The 14062-nt window shown below is 46.7% G+C and carries 2 protein-coding genes; both read left to right on the forward strand.

Annotated features, from left to right (window positions below; translation table 11 throughout):
- The first annotated feature begins 29 nt into the window (after positions 1-29).
- Positions 30-3863, forward strand: coding sequence for a non-ribosomal peptide synthetase (locus MKZ03_RS01930; RefSeq protein WP_340971634.1), 3834 nt, complete (start codon positions 30-32; stop codon positions 3861-3863).
- Positions 3864-3927: 64 nt separating this feature from the next.
- Positions 3928-14058 carry a non-ribosomal peptide synthetase gene (locus MKZ03_RS01935; RefSeq protein ID WP_341030743.1) on the forward strand — a complete coding sequence of 3377 codons (10131 nt, stop codon included), beginning with the start codon at positions 3928-3930 and terminating at the stop codon, positions 14056-14058.
- Positions 14059-14062: the final 4 nt, after the last annotated feature.

The raw sequence follows: 14062 nt of genomic DNA on the forward strand, positions 1-14062 counted from the left end.
CATACAAACGGGAAGGGAGGATGAAATAGATGAGTTCATTTAAAAGGGATCAAGTTCAAGACATGTATTATCTGTCACCGATGCAAGAAGGAATGCTGTTTCATACCCTCCATCATCAAGAAAAGGGCTTTTATGTAGAGCAAATGGATATGAACGTAAAGGGCACACTGCGTCATGACTTACTTGAGAAAAGCATGAATGTCATCGTGGAGCGGTACGATATTTTTCGTACCGTATTTCTCCACGAAAAAGTGAAGCGTCCTGTCCAAGTTGTGCTGAAGAAACGCCCTTTTACGCTTGATGTGGTGGACATGCAGGATCTTTCTAAAGACGAACAGCTTGTACGTATTGAGACATTTAAACAACAGGATCAGCTGAGAGGATTTGATCTCTCGAAGGATTCTCTCATGCGGGCATCCGTTTTCCAAACGGGCCCTGCCAGCTATCGCTGGATATGGAGCTATCACCATATCCTCCTTGATGGCTGGTGCTTTGGGCTTGTGGTGCAGGAGTTATTTGCAATTTATCATGCACTTTTGCATGACGCCCCTTACAAGCTGGAACCGGTTAAACCATACAAAGAATATATTCAATGGCTGGAAAAACAAGATAAACAAGCATCACTTCAATATTGGCAGCAATCATTGGCCGGGTTTGATGGACAATCAACCTTTAAAGAACAGAGAAAACAAACGAATGAACATGAATTAGGCGAAATGGAATGGTCGATGAGCAAAGAAGAAACGGCTGCTTTATCAGAGTTAGCGTTGCAGCAAAATGCCACGTTAAGCAGCGTGCTTCAATCGGTGTGGTCAATTCTGTTGAGCAGATATCAGCGTTCAAATGATGTGTTGTTTGGCACGGTTGTGTCGGGACGTCCGGCAGATTTGGCTGGTGTTGACAGAATGGTTGGCTTGTTCATCAATGTCATCCCAAGAAGAATTCAGCTGACAGATGACATGACATTCCGTTCTCTTCTATCAGAGACTCAGCAGCAGTCTCTTGCAGCCGAGCCGCACCAATATATTCCGATTTATGATATTCAGGCAAAGACAGGTCAGCAGCCACTCATTGATCATATTGTCGTGTTTGAAAACGTCCCAGCCGCAAAGAAGGACGAGCAAGAGGCGCGATTAGGGTTTACTGTGGAAAACATGAATGTATATGAAAAATCGAACTATGATCTCAATTTGCTGGCATCACCAGGAGAACAATTGCAATTGAAGCTGGCCTTTAACCAAAAAGCATTTGATCCTCAATTTGTCCACCGGTTAAAGGAGCAGCTGAGTCTATTGATGAACGAGGCGATCAAGCATCCCGATCAATCGGTTCATACACTTACACTCGTCACGAAACAGGAAAAGCAGCTGATTCTTGAGGAATGGAATGCGCCTGAGCTTGAGCATGACCAGCTGTATTTGTCGAAATGGTTTGAGCATAATGTCCGCAAACAGCCGAATGCAGTGGCATTATCAGCAGGTGAGCACACGATGACATATGCGGAGCTGAATGAACAAGCCAATCGATTGGCAAGGCATTTGCAAAAAAATGGGGTCACGCATCAAACGGTCATCGCCATTTTAGCCGACCGCACGCCTGAACTTATTGTCAGCCTGCTGGCTGTCTTAAAAGCAGGCGCAATCTATGTGCCAATTGATCCCGATTATCCAGAAAGCCGCATTCAATACATGCTTAAAGACAGCGGGGCAACGCATCTTCTGACTCACTCATCCTTTATCGGTCAGGCGAAGGCACTTGCGTTTGATGGTACGTATCTGTTTGCGGATGATCAGGAAATTTCACTGATGAGCTCAGAGAATCTTCTGCTAGAAGCAGGCTTACACGATACGGCTTACATCATGTATACATCTGGTACAACAGGTCAGCCAAAAGGCATCATGACGACCCATTCCAATATTGCCCGGGTGGTCAAAAATACGAACTACTTAACCATTTCAGAAACAGATACACTGCTGTCACTATCCAACAGCGTATTTGATGGCTTTACATTTGATGTGTATGGCGCACTTTTAAACGGAGCGAAGCTTGTCCTGCCGAAAAAAGAGACCATTTTAGACATGGGCGAGCTGACGGGGCTGATTAAAAGAGAAAGCATTTCTGTCATGTTTGTTCCGACTGCATTATTTAATCTCCTCGTTGATGAAGAAACCGACTGGATGCGCAGTGTGCGCAAGGTGCTGTTCGGAGGAGAGCGGGCATCGGTACAGCATGTGAGGAAAGCCTTTGATGTCATGGGGAAAGACAGACTGATCAATGTCTACGGTCCAACCGAATCAACGGTCTTCGCCACCTATTATCCAGTAGATGAGGCTCTGCCGGTAGAGACGCGTTCGATTCCAATCGGAAAGCCGCTCAACCAGACGGGTGCTTATATATTGAGCCCGCACGGACAGCTTCAGCCGATTGGAATGGTCGGAGAACTATGCCTGAGTGGAAAAGGGCTTGCGAAGGGGTATTTGAATCGTCCTGATCTGACAAAACAAGCCTTTATCGCCCATCCATTTGCTGCGGGAGAAAGGCTGTATCGTACGGGAGACTTGGCTTATTTTCGAGCAGACGGTTTGATTGAGTATGCAGGCAGAGTGGATGATCAGGTGAAAATTCGCGGTCATCGAATTGAGCTGACAGAAATTGAAGCCCACCTTCTCATGCATCCAGGCGTAAAGCAAGCTGCCCTTATAGCTGATCAGCATAACACGCAGCATACAAGGCTGCTCGCCTATATGACGTGTGAGGAGGAGTGGAAGAACAAACTCGATGTGATCAAGTCAGGGCTGAAGGAAAAACTTCCGGCTTACATGCAGCCTCATGAGCTGATCAGACTTGAGAAAATGCCGCTTACGCCAAATGGAAAGGTTGATAAACGTCAGCTGCCAAAGCCAGAGGCGCCTCAAGGAAACCGCCATGTGAAGCTTCCAGTAAATGAGGTAGAACAAAAGTTGCTTGTGATGTGGAGGGAAGTGCTTGAAAGAGATGATATCAGCACAGATGACCATTTCTTTGAGCTTGGCGGGCATTCATTAAAAGCGATGTCGCTTTTATCCAAGGTGTCGAAGGAATTCGATGTTCAGGTGCCCATTCACTTGCTGTTTGAGACGCCTACCATTGAAGCAATCAGCCGTTATATTCAACAGCAGGATCAGGAAGCCGAAGGCTATCTTGTATTCAATGAATCTCAAACGCCAACAGTCTTTGCTCTCCCGCCATTACCAGGCTATGGATTTATTTATCAGGAAGCCGCAAAAACGCTTGATGGTGTTCGTTTGATCGCCTTTGACTTTATTGAAGCCGATCATCGAATTTCGCAATATGTTCAGCATATCCAGCACCTTCAGCCTGAAGGACCGCTGACTTTGATGGGATACTCTGGCGGGTGCTACCTAGCCTTTGAGCTTGTTCAATCGCTCGAACAAGCAGGGCGGACCGTCGAAAAGGTCATCATGATCGATTCCTATAAGAAAATAGGAGAAAGTGATTTAGAAGGACGATCCATTGATGACGATATAGCAGCGATCGTCCATCAGTCGCAGCAAAGTGAACTAGCACAAGCGGAGCTCATCCAAGACGCGCTTGCTCAAAAAACGAGGGCCTACTATGAAACTTTTGTTAAGGGGGTGAATCAAGGAGAGATACAAGCAGACATTGACTTCATCCAATCCGAAGAGCAAATTGCGATACCAGACTGGATGGAAAATTGGGAAGCTGCGACGACCGGCGCTTATCGACAATACCAAGGCTATGGTCAGCACGCTGACATGTTCAAAAACAAAGAATGTGCCGCTCAAAATGCACAGCTGATCCAAAAGATAGTCCATCATAAAAATAGAGAAGCAGTCTTGTAAACTTTAGATTAGGCAGGGGGTGCACTCTGGCAGCCCTGCCTGACAAAAAAGGAAAGGAACTCATATGAAACCATCAACCATTAATCAATCGAATGTACATGAATCAATGGATACGATTTTACAAGATGTACAGAAAACCATTTTACAAACCAACGAAATCGAACGCTTCGCTGTTTTTTCTCGTGAAAAAACCATTCGACCTCGGCCATATCACCTCTCTCATTTATTTCTCGACCATCACATGGAGCAGGAGGCCGCAGTTGAATGGATACAGACGCAAATGGCTTCGTCTGCTTTAGCGGACATGCCCCCAGCCATTTCCTATGGGGGGGATATAGATGTTAGTGCAGGAGCTCAAACCTTGCAGGACGCTCTAACTGAGGCAGCCAAAACGACAAACGGGCTGACTTATATCATCAATAGTGAAAATGAACTCACGCAATCCTACGCACAGTTAAAGGAGGATGCCGAACGGGTTCTGACGGGTTTAAGGGCACTAGGGCTTGAGCCAGGTGATCCTGTCTTCTTTCAATTTTCATCGAATCATGCGATGGTCACGGCCTTTTGGGCATGTGTGTTAGGCGGATTTGTCCCAACACTTGTATCGGCAGCCCCGACCTATCGGGAAATGAATGCCTCAGTGAAGAAGCTTCATCACGCTTGGAACCTGCTGGAGCACCCGCTCATTCTCACGGATGACTCGCTGATTGATGAGGTGCAAGGCTTAGCTTTACTGTGGCATACAGATCAATTACGTGTGGCAGCCGTTGAACCGATGCTCACTTTAGAAAGAGATCTAGAAGCACATCCAGTCACGCCTGATGATTCAGTCTTTTTTATCTTAACGTCTGGAAGTACGGGGATGCCTAAATGCGTAGAGCATTCTCATAGAAGTGTGCTGGCGAATGTCAAAGGGACAGTGGCAGCCAATCAGTTTACACAAGAGGATGTCTCGTTAGACTGGATGCCATTAGATCATATTGGCGGCATTGTGATGTTCCACCTTGTCAATGTGTACACAGGCTGTGAACAGATTCGGGCAAGGACAGATGACTTCATCGCTCAGCCGCTGCGCTGGCTTGACTGGATGGACCGCTATCGTGCAACGAAGACGTGGGCACCTAACTTCGCATTTGCGATGATCAATGATTATGAGAAAGACATTTCTTCAGGATCCTGGGATCTTTCTGCCATGACGTGTATGATCAATGGGGCAGAAGCGGTCGTACCGAAGACAATTCACCGGTTTTTACACCTGCTCGCTCCGCACGGCTTAAAGGGAGACGTTCTCAGACCGGCTTTCGGCATGTCTGAAATCTCATCAGCCGTTGTCTTCTCTTTTGCGATTGAGCGGGGAGATGAAAACAGCGGGGTTCTGACCTTTGAGGAAACGTCGCTGACAGAGCAGCTAAGACCAGCGGAGGCACGTGAGACAGGAACCGTCAGCTTTACAGAGCTGGGGAAACCGATTCCGGGTATCACGATTCGTATCGTCAACCATCAGCATGAGCTTCTTCCCGAAGATCACATTGGCAGCGTGCAAATCAAAGGGCCGACGACGATGAAGGGCTATTACAAGAATGACGAAGCGAATCAAGAGGTTTTTCAAACAGAGGGCTGGTTTCACACGGGTGATTTAGGTTTTCTGCACGAAGGAAGGCTGACATTAACCGGTAGAGAAAAAGACATGATCATCATCAACGGGAAAAATTATCACAACTATGAGATTGAAGCCATGGCAGAGGAAGTACCAGGCGTAGAAACGAGCTTTGTGGCTGCTTGCTCCGTTCGGATGGAGGCATCTGCATCCGATGAACTGATTCTCTTTTTTACACCGAAGCTGTATGAGCCTGCTTATATCATGAGGGCTAGCCAACACATTAAAACCCATATTGCTACAAAAATGGGTCTGTCTGCATCAAAGGTTATCCCTGTCCAGAAGCATGCCTTTCCGAAAACAAGCTCTGGAAAAATAGAAAGGGCACAGCTCAAGACAAGGTGGCAGGAAGGTGAATTCGACGAAATCATCAAGGAACTGGACATCAGACTTGAAAATGAACACACCTTGCCTGATTGGAGTTATCAAAAGAAGTGGACACCTGCTCCGCTTCATGAAACTGAAAAGCAAACAGCAGGGGACATGGTGATCTTTGCAGATGCATTAGGGCTGGCAGATCAATTGAGATCCCTCTCAAACAATGAACAAACCTATATTACGGTTGAACCGGGTCAAGCATTCACACAACTCACACATACTCACTTCATCATCCACCCGAATCGGCCGTCAGACTACGAACAACTCTTTGAGACGCTCCGTTCGTATGGCGTTTCGGTGAAACAAATCATTCACCTTTGGAACTACACAAACAAGGAAGACACACTTCAAGCGGGAATGGCGAAGGAAGCGCAGAAAACTGGCAGCATGAGTGCATTATATGTAACAAAAGCGATTGCCGCCTATGAGGAACCTGTAGAGATCACCTTTGTCTCAGCTCATGCGATGAATTTGCCAGAAGATCAAACGCATCATGTGGAAAAAGCAACGACAACAGGATTGATGACAGCTGTACAGCATGAATGGCCGTTTATCAAGGTGCGATGTCTTGATTTTTCTCTAACAGAACCGGCTGACCGTTCTCATGCATCAGCGATCATGACAGAGCTTACACATGACACAAGCCATCATATCGCTGCTTACCGCGAAGGTGTTCGTTATATTCCTCTTTTATCACCGCTGCATCTGGAAAAAGATCAAAAGAGGAAGAAACCGCCATTTGAATCATCTGGGCTTTACGTGATGACAGGAGGGCTTGGCGGCATTGGGCGGATGCTGAGTGAACACCTTCTGACGTCCTATCAAGCGCATCTTGTGCTGCTTGGAAGAAAAGCACGAAAGGCTTTATCTGCGGAGCAGCAAGACGTTTTGACCTCACTTGAGAAACAAGCGAAAGACCATGGCGGCACAGTTTTTTATGAAGAAGTGGACATGACGGACGCAAAAGACATTGAAGCGCTCATCTCAAGACAAGAGGCGGCTCAAGGAAAAAGGCTGCATGGCGTGATTCATTTCGCTGGCATCATTCAAGAGGAGCTGCTTGCTGACATGACGTCTGCGTCCTTACATGCGATGTACGAAGCGAAGGTATATGGCACGATTGCGCTTCATGAAGCGGCTTCTAAACGGCAGAACGTCTTATTTTTATCTAGCTCGTCAGCACGAACGTTAAAGGGCGGGATGACCGTCGGCGCTTATTGCGCTGCCAATGAGTTCGTTGAACAATTTGCTCATTATCAAAGGCTGACATCTACAGTGAAGCCGTATTGCTTTAGCTTTAGCATGTGGGATGAGGTCGGCATGAGCGAGGGTTCGATGATCAAAGGCATGTTAAAAGAAAGAGGCTATCTCCCGATTCCGAAGCGGGCGGGCTTCCAGACAATGCTGGCATGTTTGATGACAGATGCGCCACTCATTTATATGGGATTAGATCGGTCAAAGCAGGACATTCAAGAAATGAGCCAAGCGGAGAGGCAAACAGAGCAAGCCATGTATGTCTTTTTTAAAACCGACAAAACAAAGGCTATTGAAGAACGGCTGTATCAGTCCATTTATACGTGTTTGCAGTCTCATCTATCTGGTGAATATTCCGTGCATCTATTTCCTGAGGAATACTGGAAAGAATCAGAGGATGGCATGCCGGATGAAGCGTATTTCAAAGCATTCATTGAGGAAAGTGGACAGGATGCAGAGGACAGAGCGCCTCAAACGAAGACGGAGAAACTTTTGGCAAACATTTGGTCCGAGCTGCTTGATGTCTCAAATGTCAGCTGCGGTGATCATTTCTTTCTACTCGGGGGTCATTCGCTCAAGGCAACGCAAATGCTGTCTGCGGTGAGACAAAGAATGGGATTTGACGTGCCGCTCGCTGTTCTTTTTGAGCATACGAGACTTGGGGAATTAGCGGAATGGATCGATTCGCATGCAAAAGTGGATGAAGCGGTACAGGTGCGGAAAATGGAAAAGGGTCAGGAGATTCCGATGTCTTATGCCCAGCAAAGACAGTGGTTTCTCTATCAATTACAGCCCGATCTGCCATTTTACAATAATACAATTTCCTTTCGGATGAATGGACCTTTAGATGTGAAGGTGCTTCAGAGGAGTCTGCAGCAAATGGTGCAAAGGCATGAATCGCTCAGAACTTCCTTTACCATGAGCGGCGGTGAACCAGTGCAGATCATACATGAGCATATGACTCTTCCAGAGCTTGAAGTGGTGGATCTATCAGATCTGACAGCACAGAAAGAAAAAGAACAAAAAGCGGCTGAATGGGCAAAAAGAGAGGCGGGCACACCTTTCCGCTTAGAACATGATCCGCTCTTTCGAGTGAAACTGATTCGGCTGTCGGAAACAGATCATTTGCTGCTGATGTCCATTCACCACATTGTGTCAGATGGCTGGTCGATTGGGATTGCCGCAAGAGAGCTGTCTGAGTGGTATACAGCGATGATTGACAAGAGAGCGCCTGATCTTTCGCCGCTGCCAATTCAATATGCGGATTACGCACTATGGCAGAAGGAGTATTTGACTGGAGAGACGCTGCATAAGCAGCTTTCCTATTGGAAGGAGCAATTTGCGGTTCCTGTAGAAGATTTGGTTTTGCCGTATGACTACCCGCGGCCAGCCGTTCAATCCTACAAGGGAAAAACGAAAAAATACCACTTGTCGAAGTCGCTAACTGAGCAGCTGGCTGCCCTTTCTAAAAAGACAGACAGCACCCTTTATATGACGTTACTGACTGCCTTTTCTACCTTGCTGCATCGATTGTCTTCACAGGATGAGTTTGTGATTGGATCAGTCATTGCTGGGAGAAATCGGACGGAGATGGAGCATCTCATCGGATTTTTCGTAAATACGCTGGCACTTCGGATCGATCATAGCGGGAATCCTGCTTTCACTGAACTATTAGAGCGGGTGAAAGAAACAACAATGGGCGCCTATGCGCATCAGGATGTGCCGTTTGAGATGGTCGTAGATGAGCTGAATATTGTACGTGAGGCTGGCAAGCAGCCGCTGTTTCAGGTCATGTTCGTTTTGCAAAACCTGCCGCTTGAAGCTTCTCCGATGGGGGAGGCGACATCCGTTTTAGCCATTGAAGATAACGATACCGCCAAATTTGATCTATCCCTGTTTGTTTTTGAAGGGGCGGAGGGTCTTCAATTAAAACTGGAGTATGATGTGGACTTATTTTCTGACGACGCGATGGATCGGTTCCTTCGGTACTACGAGCATCTGCTTGCGTGTATTTGTGAAAATCCAGCACAGCCGATCAGACAAATGAATTACCTGCCAGAGAAAGAAAAGCATCAGCTGCTCTATGAATGGAGCGGTAAAACCAATCAGCCTGCAGGCCCGCTTCTCATCACGGAACGGTTTGAAGCGCAGGTGAGAAAGTCACCCGATGCCATTGCTCTCGAATTCGGGGGAGAGCAGTGGACGTATCGTGTGTTACAAGAGAAAGTCGACCGGCTTGCTGCTTCTCTGCAACAGCGAGGTGTGACGCCGCATGAACCAGTAGGGCTGCTCATCGACAGGTCGCCTCAAATGATTCTTGGGGTGCTGGCGATTGTGAAAGCAGGAGGCGCCTACGTGCCAATTGATCCTGAATATCCAGATACACGGATTGATTATATGCTGAGGGATACAGGTATTAAGCTGTTACTGACAAAAAATGAATGGCTCAAAAAGGTGTCCATCAGCCAAACCGAACTCATTTGTCTTGATGAGGGATATGAAGAGTTTTTATCAGAAGCAGAACTCATACCTGCTGCCCTAAAACCTGATGGACTCGCTTATATCAATTACACGTCAGGATCAACTGGACAGCCGAAAGGGGTTTTGATCCCGCATCAAGCAGTCATCCGGCTTGTTTGTGAAACAGATTATGTCACCCTTGATGAACATACGCGCATTTTACAAATCGCCAGCTTCTCCTTTGATGCCTTTACGTATGAAATATGGGGAGCCCTGCTAAATGGGGGAAGGCTGATCCTGGCCGATCGAAATACGATTTTATCAATGGATACGCTGGCTGACACGCTGACATCATACAAGATCACAACAGGATTTCTGACGGTGCCGCTGTTCAACCGGTTAACAGAGGAACATCCAGAAGCTTTATCTGGGTTTGATGCATTATTAGTCGGTGGTGATGCGCTCTCAGCTGCTCATATCCGCAAGGCACTGCCGTATTTACCTGAAGGGCTTTTAAACGGCTATGGACCAACTGAGAATACGACGTTCTCCTGTGTGCATCACATTCGCTCATTAGACGAAGGGCAGGCGACAGTTCCTATCGGTCAGCCAATTGCTTATTCACAAGCCTATGTATTAGACGACCAGCTGCAGCCGGTTCCGCAGGGTGTTATTGGAGAGATCTACGTTGGCGGAACAGGGCTGGCACTCGGTTACCTTGGAGATGAAGAAAAAACATCGCAATCATTTATCCCGCATCCTTTCCAAAAAGGAGCGCGTTTATATAAAACAGGCGATATGGGCCGCTGGCTCCCAAATGGTATTATCGACTGCCTTGGAAGAATCGATCATCAAGTGAAAATACGCGGACACCGCCTCGAATGCGGAGAAATTGAAGCCGCTATGCTGAGTTTTGAAGACATCATAGAATGTGCTGTCATTCCGCATCAGCACGAAAGTGGTCATAAGCGGCTCATCGGTTATTTTGTCCAAAAAGGTGCATGGACTCAGCAAGACATTCGCGGCGCCTTGAAAGACATGCTGCCAGATTATATGGTGCCAAGCCTATTCATAGAGCTAGAGGAACTGCCGCTCACGCCAAACGGCAAGGTAGACCAAAAGCGTCTCCCGCCGCCAGAGTGGAGACAGGAAGAAGTGGACAAACCAGCAGATAAGGCACTCAGTGAGGAAGAACGAGTGCTGGAAAAAGTGTGGACTCAGCTTCTTGGCACTCCTTCAATTAGTGTACATGATAACTACTTTGAGCTAGGCGGAGATTCCATTATTGTCATACAAATGGTGGCACGTCTAGCACAGGAAGGCTACATCATTCAGCCAAGAGATGTATTTGAAAAACAGACCATTTCGCAGCTGGCACGCGTAATGAAAAAAGCGGATGTGTCTGTGTCCTATGATCAATCGCCTGTTACAGGAGATGTTCGACTGCTTCCAATCCAATCTTGGTTCCTTGAGCAATCGATGACAAACCAAGATTATTGGAATCTATCAGCGCATATTGAATTCAAGCTATCCGTACAAGCCGAACAGTTGTCACAGGTTCTCTCAAAGCTTGTCGACCATCACGATATGCTGAGAGCCATTTATACAAAAGCAGCAGACGGCACATGGATTCAAACCATTCGTGCGCCTGGCATCACCCCTTGTGTCACATTCTTTGATTTGACGGATGTTTCTCATGAGGAAGCGCTGGAGCAAATTCGCTTGGAGACAAGCGCTTGTCAAGGAACATTGTCATTAGAGCGGGGAGAAGTGATCAAAGCCATTCTTTTTCAGACAAGTGATCGTACGTCTGAACTCTTTATCGCAGCCCACCATCTTGTGATGGATGGAATATCGTGGCGCATCATACAGGAAGATCTATTAAATGGATTGAAGCAGCTTGCAGCAGGGCAGGAGATCACACTTGCAAAGAAAACCGCTTCCTATCAGCAGTGGGCAGATGCACTCTATGAATATGCACAAACCGATCAATTACAAGAGCAGGTTCCTTTTTGGCAAAAGATCATGGATCAAGAGGAAGAAGGTTCTCCTTTTCAAACACCTGCGCTTTTCAATATAGAAGAACATGCAGAGATCCTGACTGTTCAATTGACGAAGGATCAAACAGACATTTTACTAAGGCACGCATCACAAGCGTACCGAACTGAGGTCAACGATTTACTTTTATCAGGACTTGCGCAAGCCGTTGGAAAGCCAATATTGATCACGTTAGAAGGACACGGACGCGAGGATTTATTTGAACAGATGGATTTGTCACGGACAGTCGGCTGGTTTACAAGCTCTTATCCTATTTTTATTCCTTTTATTCAAACCGATGTGGAGAGACAAATCAAAGATGTCAAAGAAACCTTAAGAGCTGTGCCGCAAAAGGGGATCGGCTATGGCTTGCTTCAATACATGACAGCATCTCGCTTACTCAAAACGGCAGCGCCGCAGATGAGCTTTAATTACCTTGGACAGCTAGATCAAATAGATGGTGAAGCAAATCTGTATTTAGCAGATGAACGAAATGGACATGTACATGATCCAAAAGCAGAAAGACAGCATTTAATCGATGTGTACGGATACGTTGTCAGTGGTCAGCTTCAGATGAATTTTATGATCAATCGTGAACTGCTTCAGGAGGAAGAGGTGCGCCAGTTACCTGAACGGTTCAAAGAAAAAATGGAGGACATTCTGACGCATTGTATAGAGACAAAAGGCGGCTTTACGCCATCTGATTTTCCAATGGTTCAGCTGACGCAAAAGCAAATAGATGAGCTTCCAGATCATGTAGTGGATGTATATCCACTATCTCCGATGCAGCAAGGGATGCTGTTTCATGCACTGTTAGATCAAGCGTCACAGGCTTATTTTGGTCAGGTGCATATGACGCTCGAAGGCTTAACGGACGGCGAAGCCTATGAAAAAGCATGGAATCTGCTTGTAGAACGTCATTCGATTTTGCGGACAAGATTTGCTTGGGAGGGGCTAAAGGAGCCTGTCCAATTGATTCAATCAGAAGGAAGCATTCACCACACTCAGCACGATGTGCGCCACCTGAGTGAAACGGATCAGAAGAAAACCATTGAGCGTTATTTACAATCCGATCGTTCAAAGGATTTCAAATTAGAGGATGCGGCTGAACCGCTCATTCGTATCGCTTTATTCCATCGTGACGAGAAAACATGCACGTTTGTTTTTAGCTTTCATCATATTTTAATCGATGGCTGGAGCCTGTTCGGCTTGATTGAGGAATCCTTTTCAATGTATCGCTCTCTTGTGGATGAACGAGAGATGAACCTTCTGGCTGTGCGTCCATATAAAGATTTTATTGAGTGGCTGCAAAAGCAGGATCAAGAGAGGGCGCAAGAGTTCTGGAAACATTATATGTCAGGAGTGAAGGAAGCCACACCACTTCCTGGGGACGGAGAGCAGACTTCGAATGAAGGAGCAGGTATTGATCAATTTAGTATCAAACTGACGCCTGAAATGCAGCAGAAGCTGGAGAAGATGACAGGCACACAGAAGGTCACGATGAGCACACTGATACAGGCGGCATGGGGGCTGCTCTTGCACCTTCATTCAGGCTCAGAGGATGTCGTGTTCGGTGTCACAGTATCTGGGCGGCCGGCGGACTTACCAGAGGTTGAAAGCATGACAGGGCTCTTTATTAACACCTTGCCGCTCCGTTTGCCGATCACACCAGACAGGACCATTGCCGAGCTGCTGGCACAGACGCAGGAAACGGTTTTTCACATGCGAGAATTCGAGTATACCGTACTGCCAGATATTCAGCAGATGACCCAAATCCCGAATGGAGAATCATTGTTTAACAGCATTGTCGTGTTTGAAAACTATCCGATTGAATCTGTAGAGCCGTATGGTGTACGGATATTAGACATTGCAAGTCATGAAGAAACAAACTATGACCTGACCCTTGTGGCTGTCCCAGGAGATACGCTGGAGCTTCGGGTCACATACCGCTTCAATCAATATACAGAAAAACAAATACAATCGCTGATGCAGCAGCTGATCCACACACTTGAAGCCATGACAGAGCAAGTGGAGACACCACTCTCTGATTTCACGATGGTGACAAATGAAGAAAAAGAGCGGATGATCACCGATTGGTCGAAAAACGCACAAGTCAGCGTGCTGTACCCAGATCAAGAAGAGGTCTACTCATGTGTGCACGATCCTTCCTGTGAGACGGAAATATTTGTGCTAAGCGAAGAGCATCAGCTCATGCCGGTAGGATTTTCTGGAGATATTTTTATCGGCGCGAAGGATATCAAAGCACTTTGCGGGGAGCTTGCCGATTGGATGGAGACGCATAAAATTCCGCATCCATTCAAACATCAAACAGGCGAATACCTCTATCCGACAGGGGATGTCGGCGTTTGGACTGAAAAAAATAAGATTCAGATTTTGGATTGGATGTAGGAGG

The organism is Bacillus sp. FSL R5-0431 (assembly GCF_038002985.1).
Classification (GTDB): domain Bacteria; phylum Bacillota; class Bacilli; order Bacillales; family Bacillaceae; genus Bacillus.

Bases quoted from the DNA above. Each gene is read 5' to 3' on its own strand.
- MKZ03_RS01935 (WP_341030743.1), top strand. From the start codon at position 3,928: ATGAAACCATCAACCATTAATCAATCGAATGTACATGAATCAATGGAT.
- MKZ03_RS01930 (WP_340971634.1), top strand. From the start codon at position 30: ATGAGTTCATTTAAAAGGGATCAAGTTCAAGACATGTATTATCTGTCA.